21 protein-coding genes are annotated in these 18,662 nt (G+C 67.9%); 14 read left to right on the top strand and 7 right to left on the bottom strand.

All coding sequences use genetic code 11. The annotated features are described in order from the left end of the window. Positions 1-214 precede the first annotated feature (214 nt). On the bottom strand, positions 215-1,006 hold the full coding sequence (locus RWX87_RS02565) for an exonuclease domain-containing protein (protein WP_314686595.1): 792 nt from the start codon (positions 1,004-1,006) through the stop codon (positions 215-217). 183 nt (positions 1,007-1,189) lie between these two features. Between RWX87_RS02565 and RWX87_RS02570 the strand changes: the two genes are divergently transcribed. Both RWX87_RS02570 and RWX87_RS02575 read left to right on the top strand, forming a co-directional pair. Further along, positions 1,190-1,882: a sigma-70 family RNA polymerase sigma factor gene (locus RWX87_RS02570; protein WP_314686664.1), complete on the top strand. Its 693-nt coding sequence runs from the start codon at positions 1,190-1,192 to the stop codon at positions 1,880-1,882. Beyond that, positions 1,872-2,222, top strand: a complete 351-nt coding sequence (locus RWX87_RS02575; protein WP_314686597.1) for a hypothetical protein — start codon at positions 1,872-1,874, stop codon at positions 2,220-2,222. The genes RWX87_RS02570 and RWX87_RS02575 overlap by 11 nt, the downstream gene beginning before the upstream one ends. 202 nt (positions 2,223-2,424) lie before the next feature. On the opposite strand, the gene RWX87_RS06805 is transcribed toward RWX87_RS02575, so the two are convergent. Together RWX87_RS06805 and RWX87_RS02580 are read right to left on the bottom strand one after the other, a co-directional pair. Next, positions 2,425-2,499, bottom strand: coding sequence for a 50S ribosomal protein bL37 (locus RWX87_RS06805; protein WP_003817083.1), 75 nt, complete (start codon positions 2,497-2,499; stop codon positions 2,425-2,427). Positions 2,500-2,593: 94 nt separating this feature from the next. Next, entirely contained in the window at positions 2,594-3,550 is a 957-nt protein-coding gene (locus RWX87_RS02580; protein ID WP_314686599.1) for an aldose 1-epimerase family protein, read from the bottom strand. 215 nt (positions 3,551-3,765) lie between these two features. On the opposite strand from RWX87_RS02580, the gene RWX87_RS02585 reads away from it, so the two are divergent. Next, complete coding sequence (locus RWX87_RS02585; RefSeq protein ID WP_314686600.1) at positions 3,766-4,800, top strand: 4-hydroxy-3-methylbut-2-enyl diphosphate reductase; 1,035 nt, start codon at positions 3,766-3,768, stop codon at positions 4,798-4,800. Positions 4,801-4,837: 37 nt separating this feature from the next. Here the strand turns inward: RWX87_RS02585 and ybaK are convergent, their stop codons facing one another. The 3 genes from ybaK to RWX87_RS02600 form a co-directional block, all read right to left on the bottom strand. Further along, complete coding sequence (gene ybaK, locus RWX87_RS02590; RefSeq protein ID WP_314686603.1) at positions 4,838-5,344, bottom strand: Cys-tRNA(Pro) deacylase; 507 nt, start codon at positions 5,342-5,344, stop codon at positions 4,838-4,840. A gap of 278 nt (positions 5,345-5,622) precedes the next feature. Further along, complete coding sequence (gene gap / locus RWX87_RS02595; protein WP_314686605.1) at positions 5,623-6,678, bottom strand: type I glyceraldehyde-3-phosphate dehydrogenase; 1,056 nt, start codon at positions 6,676-6,678, stop codon at positions 5,623-5,625. 145 nt (positions 6,679-6,823) lie between these two features. Beyond that, positions 6,824-7,699: a thiamine diphosphokinase gene (locus RWX87_RS02600; protein WP_314686607.1), complete on the bottom strand. Its 876-nt coding sequence runs from the start codon at positions 7,697-7,699 to the stop codon at positions 6,824-6,826. 307 nt (positions 7,700-8,006) lie between these two features. On the opposite strand from RWX87_RS02600, the gene infC reads away from it, so the two are divergent. The 11 genes from infC to RWX87_RS02655 all read left to right on the top strand — a co-directional run bounded on the left by infC (position 8,007) and on the right by RWX87_RS02655 (position 18,309). Then, positions 8,007-8,747, top strand: a complete 741-nt coding sequence (gene infC, locus RWX87_RS02605; RefSeq protein ID WP_314686666.1) for a translation initiation factor IF-3 — start codon at positions 8,007-8,009, stop codon at positions 8,745-8,747. Between the two features lie 66 nt (positions 8,748-8,813). After that, a complete protein-coding gene (gene rpmI, locus RWX87_RS02610; protein ID WP_314686610.1) occupies positions 8,814-9,008 on the top strand; it encodes a 50S ribosomal protein L35 in 195 nt (64 codons plus the stop codon). Between the two features lie 53 nt (positions 9,009-9,061). After that, a complete protein-coding gene (gene rplT / locus RWX87_RS02615) occupies positions 9,062-9,445 on the top strand; it encodes a 50S ribosomal protein L20 (protein WP_314686612.1) in 384 nt (127 codons plus the stop codon). Between the two features lie 133 nt (positions 9,446-9,578). After that, positions 9,579-10,553: a site-specific tyrosine recombinase XerD gene (gene xerD / locus RWX87_RS02620; protein WP_314686615.1), complete on the top strand. Its 975-nt coding sequence runs from the start codon at positions 9,579-9,581 to the stop codon at positions 10,551-10,553. Positions 10,554-10,777: 224 nt separating this feature from the next. After that, the gene (locus RWX87_RS02625; RefSeq protein WP_314686668.1) at positions 10,778-11,617 is read left to right on the top strand and encodes an AAA family ATPase; all 840 of its coding nucleotides are present in this window, start codon (positions 10,778-10,780) and stop codon (positions 11,615-11,617) included. Positions 11,618-11,733: 116 nt separating this feature from the next. Then, positions 11,734-12,615, top strand: a complete 882-nt coding sequence (locus RWX87_RS02630) for a ScpA family protein (protein ID WP_314686618.1) — start codon at positions 11,734-11,736, stop codon at positions 12,613-12,615. After that, complete coding sequence (locus RWX87_RS02635; protein WP_314686620.1) at positions 12,612-13,343, top strand: SMC-Scp complex subunit ScpB; 732 nt, start codon at positions 12,612-12,614, stop codon at positions 13,341-13,343. Before RWX87_RS02630 ends, RWX87_RS02635 begins: the two co-directional genes overlap by 4 nt. A gap of 196 nt (positions 13,344-13,539) precedes the next feature. Then, positions 13,540-15,465, top strand: a complete 1,926-nt coding sequence (gene typA / locus RWX87_RS02640; protein WP_314686622.1) for a translational GTPase TypA — start codon at positions 13,540-13,542, stop codon at positions 15,463-15,465. Positions 15,466-15,648: 183 nt separating this feature from the next. Further along, the gene (locus RWX87_RS02645) at positions 15,649-16,164 is read left to right on the top strand and encodes an alcohol dehydrogenase (protein WP_314686624.1); all 516 of its coding nucleotides are present in this window, start codon (positions 15,649-15,651) and stop codon (positions 16,162-16,164) included. Further along, positions 16,161-17,255 (top strand): prephenate dehydratase domain-containing protein, encoded by a 1,095-nt coding sequence (locus RWX87_RS02650; RefSeq protein ID WP_314686628.1) that lies wholly within the window; start codon positions 16,161-16,163, stop codon positions 17,253-17,255. Before RWX87_RS02645 ends, RWX87_RS02650 begins: the two co-directional genes overlap by 4 nt. A gap of 10 nt (positions 17,256-17,265) precedes the next feature. Next, complete coding sequence (locus tag RWX87_RS02655) at positions 17,266-18,309, top strand: prephenate dehydrogenase/arogenate dehydrogenase family protein (RefSeq protein ID WP_314686630.1); 1,044 nt, start codon at positions 17,266-17,268, stop codon at positions 18,307-18,309. A gap of 47 nt (positions 18,310-18,356) precedes the next feature. Here the strand turns inward: RWX87_RS02655 and RWX87_RS02660 are convergent, their stop codons facing one another. Beyond that, positions 18,357-18,656: a DUF6725 family protein gene (locus RWX87_RS02660; protein WP_314686631.1), complete on the bottom strand. Its 300-nt coding sequence runs from the start codon at positions 18,654-18,656 to the stop codon at positions 18,357-18,359. Between the last annotated feature and the right edge of the window lie 6 nt (positions 18,657-18,662).

Here is an 18,662-nt window from a genome sequence, read left to right on the forward strand (position 1 = left end):
CCCCGCCACGCATCGCGCGGGGAGCCCTCCCCGCCACCCCCCACCAACGCGGCCTGGGTCTTATCTGATTCCATCTTCCGCATCGACCTCTCCCATATCCTTCTTCGGCGTCATCCGTCCGCTACATCCGGTCGTTTCGTCGTATCCTGCGTCGCCGGGCGTCCTGCGCGTCCGTCATCCCGATCGTTCGGGTGGCATCCCGTTCGGATGCCACCTACAGCCAGCCGTCGGTGATGGGACGGCGCCCGCGCGATTCGAGCCATGCGTTGAAGGACGCCTTCCACTCCTCGTGGGCCCGGCGCTGCCAATCCATGATCCCGTCCAGACCCAGGGCACCCACCTGGGGGTACAGCACGCTCATCGGAGCGATGAGGTCGACCGCGGCCGTGGTGTCGGCGGCGGCGTCATGGAAGTTCCCATCGGGTTCGACGCCGTAGTACGCGGTGGTGTCCGACAGGGTGCGTCGTCCATGGCGCCTCGACACCTGGCGATCGATGACGAGCGGATCGACGACGAGGCCGGCATCGACGGAGGGAAGGCTCCAGCGGCCAAGATCCCCCTGCAGCATGGCGACGTCGAAGGGGGCGTTGTAGGCGAGAAGCGGGATGCCGAGCCGCTGCGCGTCCCGTATCGCCTCGGCGATCTGGGCGAGCGCCGTCGTCGGCTCATCGCCGTTCTCCTCGAGGAAGTCGTCGGTGAAGCGGTTGACGGCCGAGGCGCCCGCCGACATGCGCCGATGGGGGTTGATGATCCATGAGGCCCGTACGTCCCCCTCGTGCCCCTGCGAAGGGTCGCGAAGCACCAGACAGGCCGAGACGATGGCGTCGCGCCCCGGGCGGGCCCCGGTGGTCTCGGTGTCGAAGCCGAGCAGACGCGAATCGTGGAGGGTGGTCGTTCGGGGCTGCGGGTCGAGGGAGTGCAGCGTGGCCAGCAGTGCGTCCAATCCCGAGGTCGACGGCGTGGACTCCGACGGCGCGGACGATGATGAGGTCGATGGCAAGGTCATGCCTCCATTGTGCCCGCCGGAGATGATCCGTGTCTGGGAGTGTCATGCGGGTACGACCGGAGAGGCCGCACGCGGCGAGTCGCGGTCCGGGCGTCGGCGCGCGCGCACCCTAGAATGGCCGTTGTGACAGACGGACGGCAGGAGACGGTGGAGCGCAAGCGCGCGCGCTTCGAGGCTCTTGCCATGCCCGCGGTGAACGCCCTGTATCGGCAGGCGATGAGGCTGACGAACAGTCCCGAGGACGCCCAGGACCTTGTGCAGGACACCTTCGAACGTGCCTTCAAGGCCTTCGATGGATTCACGCCGGGGAGCAACTTCGAGGCGTGGATGACGACCATCGAGCGCAACGCCTACTTCAATCAGTACGCCAAGGCGAAAAGACGTCCGAAGCGGGCCAACGATTCCACGGGAAGCTATGACGACTGGGACATCTATTCGGCCTCCGAGCATGCCTCCGAAGGGCTCAAATCCGCCGAGCAGGAGTATCTCGACGCCTTCGCCCCCGAGGAGATCCTTCGAGCCCTGGGAACCCTGAGCTCCGAGAGACGGCAGGTTTTCATCGACGCGGCCGTCGACGGCAAGACCTATCAGCAGGTGGCCGATGAGCAGGGGGTCCCCATCGGCACCGTGATGAGCCGGCTGAACAGGGCCCGGGCGCAGCTGCGCCGCGAGCTCGCCGCCTACGCCCGCGAACGGGGATACCGCGTCGCCGCATCGGATCGTCGTTCCGCTTCACTGCCCGCGAAAGGGCGTCGGGCCGCTGAGGCCCATAATGGAGTGAGCGGCGCCCAGGATGCCGGGGACGGCCTCGTGGCCGTCCGCAACGAGATGCATGGGCCGATGGCGGCAGGAAGGGAGAGTGACCATGGGCGATGAGATTCGCCGTGGGCGTCTTTCCGTCACATCGGTGACGAGTACGTCGGTGACGTCCGGGTCCGTGGACCGCACGGAGGTCACCGTCGTTGCCCACTCCGATTCCGTGGAGTCGCTGCCGGACGCGTCCGGACGGGACTGCTTCGACCCTCGCAGCTGCTGCGATGCGCGGGAGAGGGAGCTCATCGAGGTGCTGCGCTCGTATCTGCGGCCCGACGTGGCGCCGGAATGCCTGCTCAGGCGCCTACGGGAGACGATCGACCACTGCTGTGATCAGGAGGAGAGCGTCCGGGCCGCGGATTCGCGGATTGGCGGGTTCCCCTCATCCGGTTCCCTCGTCTGATTCCGGCATCCGAGTGACGCCTTGGCCTTGTCCCGCCCATCCGAGTCGTGGTCCTGTCCTTTCCGGGCCTGACGAGGCGGGGTCCCTTCACGACCATAGGGTGCGACGATCGCATACGGCAGGGGCGGTCGGAATGATCTCTCATCCCGACCGCCCCTGCGCGGATTCCTAAGGGTGCAGATCCCGAAGGACCGGCGTTCGCTCAGGCGTTTGGCCTCTTGCCGTGGTTGGCGGCCTTCTTGCGACGATCCTTGCGCTTGCGTCCGCGCATGCCCATGATGGACTCCTTTGCTTGACGGTAACGAACCCTCCGGATTATCGCACATGGCCGGGACCGCGGCAAGCGCAAGGGTTGCGGCCATAGGCGCGGACTATGCGTGCATGTCCTCCGCCTCGATGAACAGCGAGGACGACGTACGTTCGCCGGGGGACAGGACGGTGAGGTCGCGCCCCGTGTTGAAGGCGTTGGCATAGGCCGTCTGCGGCTCCACCGCCACGCCCGTCGGCCTCGTCTCAGCCGGGAATCCGGTGCCTGTGCACACCTGGAACGAGGTGATGCTCGCGTCCCCGCCGATCGTGACGCGCATGCCGTCAGGACGGTCGAGAACCGCGCGGGTCCGGCCCGTCGCATCATGCCTCACGTCGGTCCACGCGTCATCGAAGGCCTCGGTGAGGCGACGTCCCCGCCGCAGGTCGAAGCGCGTGCCCTCGACGGGTTCCGTGCCGGTGGGAAGCAGCCGGTCGTCGACGGTGACGTGGGTGGAGGCGTCGAGGCCGAGCGTGCATAGGGCGTTGTCGGCGTCGATGGAATCCCCACGCGCGTGACCGCCATTGGAAAGCCACGGGTGGAATCCCATGGCCCAGGGGGCGCTCTCGTCCCCGTTGTTCGTCGCCTCGACCTGGAGGCGAAGCCCCGCGGCGTCCAGACGATAGGTCGCCTCGACAAGCACGTCGAAGGGGTATCCGTTCATGTCCGGAACCCTCCATTGGAGAGTCACCGAGTCCTCGGCGAGGGACTCGAGGGCCCAGGAGGACCTGTAGCCGTAGCCGTGGATGGCGTTGCGCCGCTCGTGCTCGTCCAGAGGCAGTTCGTAGGCATGGCCTTCGAAGACGTATCGGCCATCGGCGATCCGGTTCGGGAACGGGACGAGGATGCGGCCGTTGCAGGTGGGGACGAGTCCGTCGGCATCGAAGGGCACGACCACGTCATGCCCCCGGAAGGTCAGCTCCCTGAGATGCGCCCCGACTCCGGTGACGACGGCATGCCAGTCGCCGAAGGATATCGAGTACTGATGGCCCGACCGGGGCGGAAGCGTCCGAAGGCCCATGCTCCGGACCCGCTGGTTGTTCATAGAGGAAAGCCTTCCTGTCGTCAGCCTGTGACGACGTCGTCGAATCGGCGCCGCGATGCGCCCGTGACAGACATAGGCTATCATCCCTCCGATTCCACGGCCCCGTATCCTCCCGCAGCCAACGGATCGGATGGGGCGATGCCATCGCTGGTAGTGTGGGGGGCACATCCGGGCGGCGAGAAAGGGACTGCATGGGAGGGCGCATCATACTGGCTGATCCACGGGGGTTCTGCGCCGGGGTCGACCGCGCCATTCTCGCCGTGCGTACCATCCTCGCCTCCTCGCGGCGAGAGGATGGGCGTCCCCCCGTCTACGTCCGCCGCCAGATCGTCCACAATCGCCATGTCGTCGAGGAGCTGGCCGGCCAGGGGGCCGTCTTCGTCGAGGAGCTCGAGGACATCCCTCAGGAGGACGTCGAGGCGGGGGTCCCGGTCGTCTTCTCCGCTCACGGGGTGTCCCCCGATGTCCAGAGCCAGGCGAAGGCGCGTGGCATGCGGATCGTCGACGCCACCTGCCCGTTGGTGAGCAAGGTTCATCGTGAGGTGCAGAGGTTCGTGCGCGAGGGGTACGAAATCGTCTACATCGGCCATCACGGACATGACGAGGCCGTCGGGGTCATCGGCGAGGCCCCCGGGCACGTGCATCTCGTCGACGGTCCGGAGGATCTCGGCGCGCTCGACTTTCCCTCCACGCAGCGTCTGGTGCTGCTCACCCAGACCACTCTGAGCGTCGATGAGACGGCCGATCTGTCGGCCGCCATACGCGGGCGCTTCCCCTGGATCGAGGAGCCGCCCAGCTCGGACATCTGCTATGCCACGCAGAACCGCCAGACGGCGGTCAAGCTCGTGGCCAGACGCTCCGACGCGGTCGTCATCGTGGGATCGGCGAACTCCTCGAACTCCGTGCGCCTGATGGAGGTCGCCCGCGAGGAGCTGGGCGGCCGCGGCGGCGCCTGGCGCATCGACGACGCGGGGGAGCTTCGCCGAGATTGGTTCGAAGGGGTCTCGACGGTGGGCGTCTCCTCCGGCGCCTCCGTTCCCGACGAACTCGTCGCAGGCGTCGTCGAGGTTCTGGGGACGTGGGGGTATGACCGCGTCGAGCATGCCGGGGGGGTGAGGGAGACGATGCATTTCGTCATGCCCTCCCAGCTGCGTGCGCATGGATCGTCGGAACGCCCCTCCCCGTCCGGTTCGATGGCCGCGGCGGCTCGGGGGGCGGCTGTCTGACGGTCGACCGCCCGTTTCTCCTTTCGTCGCGTCGGCGTCAGCGGGCGCGAATGGGCGCCGTCGTGGCCTCCAGAATCGTGCACAGGTCCTTCGGATCGAGACCCACGTCGAAGCCGCGCCTGCCGCCCGAAACGAGGATCTCATCGAAGAGCAGGGCGTCCTCGTCCAGCACGGTGCGATGCCGCGCGCGCTGGCCCAGCGGCGAGATGCCGCCCAGCACGTAGCCGCTTTCCCTCTGGGCTACCTTCGGATCGGCCATCACGGCCTTCTTGGCGCCGACAGCGGCGGCCAGGGCCTTGAGATCGAGATGCCCGCTGACGGGCACGATGCCGATGACGCGCTCGGAACCCACGTCCGCCATCAGCGTCTTGTACACGCGCTCCTCGGGGATTCCCAGAAGACGAGAAGCCTCGATTCCGTAGCCCCCGTCCATATGGTCGATGGAGTGCTCGTATTCGTAGGTCCGGAAGGAGATTCCGGCGTGTTCCAGCTCCAGCGTCGCCGGGGTCGACCCGTGCCGCGCCCGTCGTGCCTTCTTCGCCATTATGGTCTCTGTCCTTTCCTGTATCGTCCTCCTGCCTTCCTTCGCTGCGTATTCTTCGGTCCGCGTTCCTCCCGGCCCGCTCGCCCCGTCCGGTTCCCGTTCCGTGCGGCATCCGACCGCTGCACATCGAAGCGATGCGGCCCGAGGACATGGGATCCTGCCGCATACGTTTCGGCCCCTTCCGTCGCGGGGACGTCAGGGGCCGAAGCTCGGATGCCTTGTCAAGCGCGGAGTCATCCGCTCGACGCCGTCGCGGCGTCCGGCATCCTACCGGGGAATCACTCGGAGATCTCGGCGAAGTACAGCAGGGTGCGGATCATGTTGCAGGTGAAGCCGTACTCGTTGTCGTACCAGGACACCGTGCGGGCGAGGGTGACGCCATCGACCGCGTTGACGTCGGTCTGGGTCGGGTCGAAGACTCCGCCGTGCGTGTCGTCGATGATGTCCGAGGACACGATGCCGTCGGCGTTGTAGCCGTAGAAGTCGGTGTCGGAGAAGGCCTGCCTGAAGGCCTCGTTGATCTCGTCGACCGTGGCGGGCTTCTCCAGCACGCTGGTGAGCTCGGTGACGGAGCCGTCAGGGACGGCGATGCGCTGGGCGTGGCCCTGCAGCTTGCCGTTGACGGAAGGGACGACCTTGCCGATGGCCTTGGCCGCTCCGGTCGAATGGGGGATGGTGTTGATCGCAGCCGCGCGGTTGTTGCGGGCCTTGGGGAAGCGGGGTCCGTCGAGGATCATCTGCGTGCCGGTGTAGGCGTGCACGGTGGTCATGAAGCCCGCCTTGATGCCCCACTTCTCGTCGACGAGCTTGACCATGGCGGCCAGGGAGTTGGTCGTGCAGGAGCCTGCGGAGACGATCGCGTCCTCGGGCTTGAGGATCTCGTGGTTGACGCCGAAGACCACGGTGGGCGTGGTGTCGTCCTTCGCCGGGGCGGAGATGAGGACCTTCTTGGCGCCGGCGTTGAGGTGCGCCTGCGACTTGTCGGCCGAGGTGTAGAAGCCGGTGCACTCGAGCACGAACTCGACGCCGTCGTTCTTCACCCACGGGATGTTGTTGGCGTCCTTCTCGGCGTACACCTTGTACGACTTGCCGTCGACCACGATGGAGTCATCGGTCGAGGTGACCTCGACGGGGGTGCCGTCGTCATGGCGGAAGGTCCCATGGGTGCTGTCGTACTTGAGCAGATAGGCGAGCATGGACGGCGTGGTCAGGTCGTTGATGGCCGCGACCTCGATGTCACCGGCCTCGCCGCCGCGAGCCTGCAGCTCGAAGATGCGGCGGAACGCCAGACGACCGATGCGGCCGAAGCCGTTGATACCAATCTTGACTGTCATGTATGTCTCCCTTGGGGATCGGAACCGGGTGCTGACGCGCACCACGGCATGGTTTACCGACAGACCCCACTCTAATGCGGCGCCTGTACCGGGATGACGCGTCGGACGATGCCCAAGGCGTAAAAAGGAGAGGCGTACCGGGCGGCTATGCCAGCGACCCCGGCGTCCGCAAAGCCGCGGAGACCGACGCGTCGAGGCGCCCGAGGCGCCCGTCCCATGCATGGAAGGGGATGAGCGACGGCAGCGGCGCATCCTCGGGGAACGTCACCACGAGGGTGCCGTGGCGGACCTCGACCACGGCCGGGATGCGGTCGAGGAACTCGTTGCTCACTCCCCGGACCTGGACGTTGGACATGGTCACGCCATCGAGTCCGTACTTGAGACCCGTTTCGCTCACTCCGCGGGATTCATCGGTATGGGACAGCACCGACACCATCGAGCGTGGCGCGCAGGCGTGCGCGGGGAAGGACAGGCGACCGTCGGCGACGGCGGTCACCACCTGCCCGTCGCCGTGGAGGAAGCCGATCCCGCCGTGCGCCGCCAGCAGGGCCATGGTCTGCATGTTGGCCAGGGAGTGGTCGACGCGTCCGCCGAGTCCTCCGAAGACGTGGAAGACCCTCGCTCCCAGGGACCATCCGGTTTTGAGCGCGGCCAGCATGTCGGTGTCATCCTTCTGCGGGGGAAGGGCGATGACCCTGGCGGCGTCCGGGCCTCCGTCCCGCGGACGTGCGCCGACGAGGGAGTCGAAGTCGCCCACGGCGACGTCGGCCCTTCGTCCGAGACGCCGCAGAACGTCCAGCCCGCCGTCCGCCGCGATGACGATATCCGCCGCCGGCAGAGGAGGGAGGGGATCGGGATACGATCCCGCGGCGAACAGCAGGCAGAGGAGCGGGCCTCCCCGCGCGCCGTCCTCCGCGGACGCGGGCGTGAGGGGCGCCGGCGCCCACGCCGCCGGGGTTCGATCCGTCGACGCGGGCGGAGAGGTCGAAGGGGTCAGCGAAGCATCGCGCATCCTCGTCATGGACGACACTGTAGACCGCGGACGGGTCGTGACCGTCGTGGCTCCCGTATCCGTCCGGCGGCGGAACCGGATGTCGGCGGCGTGGCGCCGTCCGCGGTGGTGTGCTATGATTGCCGACTGGCTTGAGCAATCAAGAAAGTGGGGCTGCCCCCCACCTGGAACCCCCGAGGGGTTCGGGTCCATGGTCGGACTGTTCCGACGAACGCGGAAGGCGATGCCTTCCTGTCTGGTATGCGGCCGCATGGCCGTCCATGGGCGCGATGCGGGAATCCGGGAGGGGTCGTCTCGGTGGAACGGATAGGCGAGGATAGGAGTCATCATCAGCGACGAACCACGTATCAACGATGAGATTCGGGTGCCACAGGTGCGTCTCATCGGCCCGAACGGCGAGCAGGTCGGGGTCATCGCGACCACGGTCGCGCTGAATCTGGCCAGGGAGGCGAGCCTCGACCTCGTCGAGGTCGCTCCGAACGCGAAGCCTCCGGTGGCGAAGCTCATCGACTACGGCAAGTTCAAGTACACCGAGAAGGTCAAGGCCCGTGAGGCGAGGCGCAACCAGAGCGCCGCCGAGATCAAGGAGATCCGCTTCCGCCTCAAGATCGATGATCACGACTTCACCGTGAAGGAGGGCCATGTGACCCGTTTCCTCACCGGCGGAGACAAGGTCAAGGTCACGATCATGCTTCGTGGGCGCGAACAGTCACGTCCGATCGGCGGCGTCGAGCTGCTGCGGCGTCTTGCCGAGGACGTGGCCGAATACGGCAGCATCGAGTCCTCGCCACGGCAGGAGGGCCGCAACATCATCATGACGCTTGCGCCCAAGGGCAAGAAGGTCCACACGCAGTCCGAACAGCGGCGTCGCGGCGCGGAATCCAAGGCCGAGCGCCAGGCGCGCCAGGCGGCTCGTCTGGCCGCCAAGCAGACGGACGCCCCGGAGCAGGCCGAGGCCCCGGTGGCACAGGTCGTCGCGGCTCCCGCGTCGCCCGCCGGCATGGCCGCGTCGCACAGGCCGGAGCATGGCGGTCGATCGGCCCGAGAGGGTCGCTGATCGGATCGGCACGCCGTTCCGGCGTGGAAACCAGCGGATTTCATCCCATAAACAAGGAGGGCAGCAATGCCGAAGATGAAAAGTAACTCAGCGGCGTCCAAGCGCATCCGCGTGACCGGCACCGGCAAGCTCATGCACGTCGGCAGCGGCATGCGCCACAATCTCGAGAACAAGTCGGCCCGCCGCCGCCGCGCCCTGTCCGCGGACGAGGCCATCGCGCCGTCGCAGGACCGGCGCATGCGCGGACTGCTCAACCACTGAGCTCCGCAGCAGCGAACGCCATCATCTAGAACCAGAAAGCCGAGGAACACATCATGGCACGAGTCAAGCGCGCAGTGAACGCCCACAAGAAGCGCCGCGTCGTTCTCGAAAGGGCGTCGGGCTATCGCGGCCAGCGCTCCCGTCTGTATCGCAAGGCCAAGGAGCAGCTGCTCCATTCCTTCAACTACAACTTCCGTGACCGCAAGGCCCGCAAGGGCGACTTCCGCAAGCTGTGGATCGAGCGCATCAACGCCGCCGTCCGCGCCGAGGGCATCACCTACAACCGCTTCATCCAGGGGCTGCGCCTCGCCGGCATCGAGCTTGACCGCCGCGCCCTGGCCGATCTGGCCGTCAATGATCCGGATACCTTCCGCGCCATCGTCGCCGAGGCGAAGAACGCGCTTCCGGAGGACGTGAACGCACCCGTCGCGGCCTGATGCGGTCATGACCGACGTTCCTCCGTGTCGCGACCCCGCCCCCTCCGGGCGGGGTCGTCGTCTATACGGCGACGGGCGGCTCCGGGGGGGGACGCCGTCCCCGAGGGTCGATGACCGGACGGGTCGGGGCCTGTTGCCGCCGGAGCCGGCGGCCGGCGACATCGTCGCGACCATCCGGCAGTTCCTCGTTCACATCGGCATCGAAAGAGGGCTTGCGGAGGCCACCGTCACCGCCTACCGCGCCGATCTGAAGGCCTACGCCGACTGGATCGCCGGTCGGGGGCATCGTCGCCTGCGCGAGGTCGCGCGCGGGGACGTCGAGGGCTTCGTCGCCTCTCTGGCAGCCGCCGGCGAGGGAGAGCGCAGCCGCGCCCGTCGTCTGGCCAGCGTCCACGAGCTGCATCGCTTCGCGCTGTCCCAAGGGGTCGTCGACCTTGACGTGTCCCGCGAGGTGAAGCCGCCGAAAGCGCCCGAGAGACTTCCCGACGTGCTCACCATCGAGCAGGTGGCCGGACTCATGGAGGCGGTGCGCATGGGCGGGTCGGAGGACTCCATCGTGCTGCGTGACGTCGCGCTCCTGGAGTTCCTCTACGCCACGGGGGCGAGGGTATCCGAGGCCGTCGGCCTCGACCTCGCCGACATGGACCTTGACGACAGCATGGTGCGCCTCACCGGCAAGGGATCGCGCCAGAGGCTCGTCCCCATCGGCGGATACGCGCGTCGCGCCATGCGCCGCTATCTTGACGAGGCCCGCGGCGCCCTGGCGGGTCGGAGGGCGCGAGGCCAGGCCCAATCCGGTGGCCACGCCTCACGGGATGCGCAGGCCGTGTTTCTCAACACCCGCGGGCATCGCCTCTCCCGCCAGTCGGCCTGGGACGCGGTGCGGCTTGCCGGGGAGCGCGCCCATCTGCCCAGACCTCTGCACCCCCACACTCTGAGACATTCCTTCGCCACCCATCTGCTGCAGGGCGGCGCGGACGTGCGGACCGTGCAGGAGCTTCTCGGCCACGCTTCGGTGACGACCACGCAGATCTACACCCATGTCACCCCCCAGACCCTGATGGAGACCTATCTGACGTCCCATCCCCGGGCGAGATACGATTCGTGAGGGACCGATGACGGCGTCGCGCGGCACCACGCGGCACCACGGTTCCGCCGCGGGCGTCCGACGCCCACGGCGAGGGTCGTGGAAGGGGCGGAGCGGGAGGCGCGGACATGGCGGATCGCACGGCGGACGAGGACTTCGGACAGGGACTGCTGCCCATCAGAGGCACTCGGGTCGGACACGTCCCCGACGACGACGTGAGCGGGGATGTTGGTACTGTGGGTCGCATGCCTACGGATCTGCTTGGTCGCGTCTATAAGACGTTTCCCGCCCCCCGGCCGCTCGACCAGCACGGTCCGGCCCGCGTGGTGGCCATGTGCAACCAGAAGGGCGGCGTGGGAAAGACCACGAGCTCCATCAACATCGCCGGCGCGCTCAGCCAGTACGGCAGGCGCGTCCTCGTCGTGGACTTCGATCCCCAGGGTGCCGCCAGCGTCGGGCTTGGCATCAACGCGAACGCCGTCGACGGCACCGTCTATACGGCGCTGTTCGATTCGTCGACCGACCCCCACAGCGTCATCCGCCATACCGACTTCGCCGGCATCGACGTCATGCCGGCCAACATCGACCTGTCGGCCGCCGAGATCCAGCTGGTGACGGAGGTGGGACGCGAGCAGATCCTCGCCGGCGTCCTTCGTCGCGTGCGCGACGACTACGACGTCATCATCATCGACTGCCAGCCGTCCCTCGGCCTGCTCACGGTGAACGCCCTGACGGCTGCGGACGGGGTCATCATCCCGGTGGCGGCCGAGTTCTTCGCCCTTCGTGGCGTCGCGCTTCTCATGCAGTCCATCGAGAAGGTCCGGTCCCGGATCAATCCGGACCTCAGGGTCGACGGGGTGCTGGTGACCATGTACACCCGCACGCTGCATTCCGAGGAGGTGCTGCAGCGCATCTACGAGGCCTTTCAGAAGAAGGTGTTCCACTCGGTGATCTCCAGGTCCATCAAGCTTCCCGACTCCACCGTGGCGGCCGCCCCCATCACCATCTACGCGCCGGAGCACAAGACGGCCAAGGAGTATCGCGAGGTGGCCCGGGAGCTCATCTTCCGGGGCATCGTTCCATGAGAGCTCCGGCATCGGATGCCTCCGTCGCCGATGCCTCGGATATCCGGCCGGAGGCGTCCGCCGCGATTCGGACGGGATCGGCGCCTGGGTCCTCGCCGCGGTCCTTCACCGTCGACGTGCCGGATTACTCAGGACCCTTCGAGGCCCTGATCGGTCTGCTTGCCAGGCACAGCCTCGATCTCACCGAGCTGTCCCTGTCGGCCATCACCGAGGAGTTCCTCGCCTACGTGCGCGGGATGGACGTCGCCGCGAATCTTGACGAGGCGAGCTCCTTCCTTGACGTCGCCTCGGTGCTTGTGGAGGCGAAAAGCGCCGCGCTGCTGCCGTCCCCAGGAACGCCCGGGGACGGCGACGACGCCATGCAGGCCCTTCGCGAGCGTGACCTTCTTTTCGCCCGTCTTCTCCAGTACCAGGCCTTCGCCCGCGCGGCCGAGGACATCGGAAGCCGTCTCGAGGCGTATGGAGGATGGATCGCGCATCCGGGTTCGCCGGGGGAGCTGTCCGCCGTTCTGCCCCGCCTGGAATGGACGGTGACGCCCATGGGTCTGGCGCAGGTCGCCGCCCGGGTGCTGTCCGATTCTCCGGCGGTCCGCATCTCCGCGCATCGTCTCCACGAGCCGTTGGTCGATCTGCGCGCCGAGGCGCGGCTCGTCCGCTCACGTCTGCTGAGCCTCTCGGACGAGAAGGGCACGACCTTCGACGAGCTGTGCGCCGACGCCTCCTCCCGTATCGTCATCGTCGCGCGTTTCCTTGCCGTGCTCGTGTTCCTCCGCGAGGGGTCCGTGCAGTTCCGGCAGAAGGAGCCCTTCGGCGTGCTGCATCTGCGCTGCTCGCCTGAGGCCCGCAGGGGTCGGCGAGCCTCGTGGGCCGACGGTCCGTCGGGGGAGAGCGACGATGACCCCTATGGCGGTGACGGTCCTGGCGGTGACGGTTCGCGAAGCGCCGGGGAGGATAGGCGGCCTGCAGAGCCGGCCCGAAACGCCGGAGGGAGGCCATGATGGACGTGTCCATGCCGGTCGAGGAGATTCGCGCGCGTCTGGAGGCCGTGCTCATGGCCGCCGACGGTCCGATGGGCGCGACGGAGCTCGCCAAGGCCGTCCAGGTCGACGAGCGGGAGGTCCTCCGCCAGCTTGACGCGCTGCGTCGCGACTATGACGGCGAGGACCCGGATTCCGACGGCTCGTCTGACGTCGCGGCCGACCCCACTGCGCGCGTCCGCGTGGCGCCTCGGACCCATGACGGCGGTCGGGACGGCGACGACCGAGCCGTGGCCGCCGGTGGGGGAGCCGCCGTCGGTCGTCCGCTCCGCCCGCGTGGGTTCCGCCTCGTGAAGGGCGTGCGGGGATGGCGTCTTGCCTCACGCGAGGAGTTCGCGCCCGTCATCGCCCGCGCGATGGCTGGTACGCAGCCCTCGCGTCTGTCCCCCGCGGCTCTGGAGTCGCTGGCCATCGTCGCCTACAAGCAGCCCGTCACCCGTGCCCAGGTGACCTCCATCAGGGGAGTCGCCAGCGACGGAAGCATCCGTCTGCTTCTGCTCCGAGGGCTCATCCGCGAGCAGGGCGGGGACCCCGAGACTCATGCGGCCCTGCTCGTCACGACGGAGGAGTTCCTCGATCGCATGGGACTCGATTCCCTGGACGGGCTTGCGGATCTGGCGCCGCTTCTTCCCGCGTCCGCCCGAGAGGCTCTCAGGGACGATCCCCGAGGCGTCGCGGGGCGTCCCTGACATGTCAGGCGCCTGTCGCCGCCGGTCATCGTCTCATGTGTCGGCGGTCGCGGCTACCATCGGGACGGTTTAGGGTGCAACGGCGGACCTTGGCGTCCGCCGGACGTCGAGGACGCCGAATGCCGGGGAGGTCCCGAGGCGGGGCGTCCCGTCCATGGCGGGCAGGTGGCCCGATGGTGCAAGAAAGAGGTTTGTGATGGCCGTACGCGGCGATATCCGGAATGTGGCGATCGTGGCACATGTCGATCACGGCAAGACGACGCTGGTGAACGCCATGCTGCAGCAGTCCCATGTGTTCTCGGACCGCGAGGAGGTCCCCGACCGCGTGATGGACTCCAACGCCCTGGAGCGTGAGAAGGGCATCACCATCCTCGCCAAGAACACCGCGGTGAAGTACACCGGGCCGCTGGCCGAGAAGTACGGCCATCCCGAAGGCATCACCATCAACGTCATCGACACGCCGGGACACGCGGACTTCGGCGGCGAGGTCGAGCGCGGCATCTCCATGGTCGACGGCGTGGTCCTGCTCGTCGACGCCTCCGAAGGCCCGCTGCCGCAGACGCGCTTCGTGCTGCGCAAGGCGCTCGAGGCCAGGCTGCCCGTCATCCTGTGCGTGAACAAGGTCGACCGTCCCGACGCCCGCATCAGCGAGGTCGTCAGCGAATCCACCGACCTGCTTCTGGGACTTGCCCAGGACGTCACGGAGGAGGGCGTGGACCTCGATCTCGACAAGCTTCTCGACCTGCCCGTCATCTACTGCGCGGCCAAGGCCGGCTACGCCTCGCTCAGTCAGCCCGAGGACGGCGGACTGCCCGACAACAAGGACCTCGAGCCGCTTTTCGAGGCGATCATCTCGAAGATCCCCGCTCCCCATTACGAGGAGGATGCGCCCCTTCAGGCCCATGTGACCAACATCGACGCCTCCGACTATCTTGGCCGCCTCGGCCTTGTGCGCATCTACAACGGCACCCTCGTCAAGGGACGCCAGTACGGACTGTCCCGCGTGGATGGCTCGCTTGAGAGCTTCCGCCTCACCGAGATCCTGCGCACGCGCGGACTCGACCGCTATCCGGTCGACGAGGCGGGCCCGGGCGACATCGTGGCCGTCGCCGGCGTCAACGACATCATGATCGGCGAGACCATCGTCGATCCGACGAACCCCAGGCCTCTGCCGCTGATCCACATCGACGAGCCCGCCATCTCCATGACCTTCGGCGTGAACGACTCCCCGCTGGCCGGCACGGAGGGCAAGGACCACAAGCTCACGGCCCGCATGATCAAGGACCGGCTGGAGCATGAGCTCATCGGCAACGTGTCCATCCGCGTGCTGCCCACCGAACGCCCGGACGCCTGGCAGGTGCAGGGCAGGGGCGAGCTGGCCCTGGCCATCCTCGCCGAGCAGATGCGTCGCGAGGGCTACGAGCTCACCGTCGGCCGGCCGCAGGTCGTGACCAAGATCATCGACGGCAAGATCAACGAGCCTATGGAGGGCACGACCATCGACGTCCCCGAGGAGTACATGGGGACCATCACGCAGCTGATGGCCGACCGCAAGGGGCGCATGGACTCCATGACCAACCACGGATCCGGCTGGGTGCGTCTGCAGTTCACCGTTCCCTCGCGCGGTCTCATCGGATTCCGCACCGCCCTGCTCTCCGCCACCAGAGGCACCGGGATCGCCAGCTCGATCTCGGCCGGCTACGCACCATGGGCGGGCCAGATAGTCACCCGCCAGAACGGTTCGATGGTCTCCGATCGCGCCGGCATCGCCACCCCTTACGCCATGCAGCGTCTGCAGGCGCGCGGCAGCTTCTTCGTCCAGCCGCAGAGCCCGGTCTACGAGGGACAGGTCGTCGGGGTGAACAACAAGCCCGACGAGCTCGACGTCAACATCACGCTGGCCAAGCATATGACCAACATGCGCTCCTCGACGGCCGACGTGCTGGAGACCCTGACGCCGCCGATCGACATGAGCCTCGAGGAGTGCCTCGACTTCGCGAACGAGGACGAATGCGTCGAGGTGACTCCCGAGGGCGTCCGCGTGCGCAAGATCATCCTCAGCCGTGACGAGTGGTACAAGTGGAGGGCGAAGCAGCGCCGCCAGGACAAGAACGCGGCCTGACCCTCGCCACCCGTCTTCCGTTTTCCTCCCCGGTTCCGCCCGGAGTCCGCGCCTCATCCTCAGGCGCCGGTCTCCGGGCGGCTCGTGTTCAAGGATCCGCGTGGGACCGTCCGGCGGTTCCTTTTCGGGGCGGCCCGGGGATTCCCTCCCCGGGTTTCCGGGCGGAAGGGGCATACTGGAGGCATGATCCCCTCTGACGAGACGTCCGCGGATGCGCGGCATGACGCTCCTTGGTCACATCGGCTCCATCCCGTCCAGCGTGGGGTCCTGACCCTGGCCGCGGGGGCGGCTTCGGCCTTCGTGGGGACCTTCGCCCATCGCATGGGGGCCTCCGCGGACATCCCGTACGGTCTTGTCCTCGCCTTGGCCATCGTCGGCGCCTCGGCGTGGTCCGCACGGTCGCGTTCCGGCATCGTGGGGCTCGGGCTGCATCTCGTCTCATCCTCGATGGTCGCCTGGGGAATGGCCTTCGGCGGTCCCGGAGGGGACGCCACCACGCCGGTGGGATTCTCCGGGGGTTCCCTGCCCTGGTTCAGCCAGCATGCGGGGTACATATGGCTGTACGGCCTCATCGTCGTGCAGGTTCTGCTTCTCGTTCTTCCGGCACGTCTTTTCCGGGCCACGAGGACACGGCGGCGGTCGCCCGGCGGAGCCGTCGGCCAGGGTGACGGCGTCGACGTCACGAGGTCCGGGAGATGACGCCTGATGGGACGAGGCCCGTTTCCGCCTCCTACGCTCCGGATCTCCGCGTTCCCGCGGTGGACGCCGATGCGACGGGAGCCGCGTCATTCCGGGGTTCTCTGCCGGAGGCTCTGCTCTATCTCGGACCCCGTGGCTCGTTCACCCATCAGGCCGCCGTCAGGTCGGCGTCAGCGCTGTCCGACCTGTACGGGCACGAGCCTCGACCGACTCCCGTGGACGACGTGCCTCGGATCATGGACGTCGTCGAATCCGGCGAGGCGTGGGGGGTCATCGCCTGGGAGAACAACGTCGAGGGCTACGTCGTGCCCAATCTCGATGCTCTGATCGACGCCCGCAACGTCACCGGCATCGCCCGCGTCGCCGTGGACGTCGCCTTCGACGCCTTCGTCCTCAGGGATTCCGTGGACGTCCCGCTGCGGCAGGCCGTCGCCCATCCGCATGGCCTGGCCCAGTGCCGGGACTTCATCGCCCGCCGAGGGCTCGTCCCGGTGCCCGCCGCATCCAACGCCGCGGCCTGCCGTGACCTGCAGCCCGGACAGGTGGCGTTGGGCCCCGCGGTCTGCGGCCCTCTGTATTCCCGTCGCACCCTGGAGTCCGGCGTACAGGACTTCGCCGGCGCGCGCACGGACTTCCTCGTCCTCGCGCCGCGTGATGACGCCCGCGTTCTTCTCGAGCGCCAGAGGGCGTCGGGGATCATGGACTTCGAAAGCGTGGTCGTGTTCATCCCCCTGAGCACGGGTCCGGGCGTCCTCGCCGACCTTCTCGACGTGCTTCGGGACGCGGGACTCAACATGACGAGCTTCATCTCGCGGCCCATCAAGGGGCATGACGGAACATACAGCTTCATCGCCACCGTCGACGCCGCACCCTGGCAGCCGGGTTTCCATGAGGTGCTTGGCCGTCTCGCCGCGCATGGCGACTGGATGAAGACGCTCGCCGTATACGCGCGCCGTGAACGACCGAATCCCCCCGTCGACGCCTGGATGCTTCCCGCCGGGGGAGTGGGCCCTGCCGTCCCCTTGTCGCGGGATGGCGACGGGGCGGGGGAGTCGGCGGAATCCTCCTGCGAGAGAGAGCTGCTGTGGTAAGGAGACGGTTATGGTGACGCGGGTCGGTATCGTCGGACTGGGACTGATCGGGGGGTCGCTGGCGCTGAGGCTTGTGGAGTCCGGATGCGAGGTATCCGCCTGGAACCATACGCCCCGGCCCTATGCGGCGGCCCGGTGCGCCGGCATCCGCTGCATGGACTCGCTGGAGGAGCTGGCGCTGCAGACGCCGGACGTTCTCCTCCTGTGCAATCCGCTGCGAGCCATGCCCGAGGTCCTCGCGTCGCTGTCTCGTGTGCTCGACCGGGACGCGACGACCCTCACGGATGTGGGAAGCGTCAAGGGCATGGTCCGCCGGCAGGTGGCCGAGGCCGGCCTGGCATCGTGCTATGTCGGCGCCCATCCGATGGCCGGCAACGAGCGGTCCGGGTTCTCCGCGGCGGACGCCCGTCTCTTCGACCAGGCGCTGTGGGTGCTTACCGTCGACGGGACGACGTCGTTCGCTCGTTTCCTCGCCGTGGCCCGACTCGTGCTGCATGGGGTGGAGGACCGCATCATCGTGGTCGATGATGCGCTGCACGACCGGTCGGCGGCCATGATCTCCCATATGCCGCATGTGGTGGCGACGGCGATGATCGACGAACTCACGGCCTCCCCGGAGCGTTGCGTCGCGGCGGCCATGTCCGCGGGATCCTGGCGGGACATGACGCGCGTGGCGCTCACCGATCCCCAGCGCACCAAGGCGATGGTCGTCGAGGACTCCCGCAACGTGGTCGGACTGCTGCGGAGGATGTCCCGTCGCCTCGACGAGGCCGCGGATCTTCTCGAGGCGGGAGACGAATCCGGCATCGAGGGTTTCTTCGCCTTTGGACAGCCCTACCGGGATTATCGCGCCTCGCTGGCGCATGAGGCGGATCCCGCCGAATTCGTCCTGCAGACCGCGCAGGTGCGCTCCGGGGAGTGGAGGCGGCTGCTGCGGGCCTCGGCCGTGCGTGGCGAGCGGATCGTGGACATCACGCCGGATCTGCGGATCGTCGCCCAACGGCGGGACTTCTCGGCGCATCCCGTGTGCGGCGTGTCGCCGCGAGGCCTCTGAAGGGTCCAAGGAAAGCCCGTCGGAGACATCGCGACGTGTCAGGGTTCCTAGGGCCGTCCGGGGGCGAAGGGGCGACGTTCGGGGACGGGCTTGAGCACGGCTATCGTCGTCCCGTCGATCCGCATGTCCTGCGTCGGTCGGGAGCCGTCCCGCGAGGGGTCGCGCCGGATGGCGAGACTCCTCCCATCCCATCCGAGGACGTGTCCGAGCACGTCGTGGAAAGTCATCCTCCCCGTACGGGGGTCCCTGTCGCCGCGGACGCGCACGACCACGCGCACGCCGGTCGGAATGGCTCCGGCCGGCGGCATATGGGGCATCCCGCTTCTCGCCTCGGCGTCCTGTGGCATGCCCGA

This window comes from uncultured Bifidobacterium sp., from assembly GCF_963540075.1.
GTDB lineage: Bacteria > Actinomycetota > Actinomycetes > Actinomycetales > Bifidobacteriaceae > Bifidobacterium.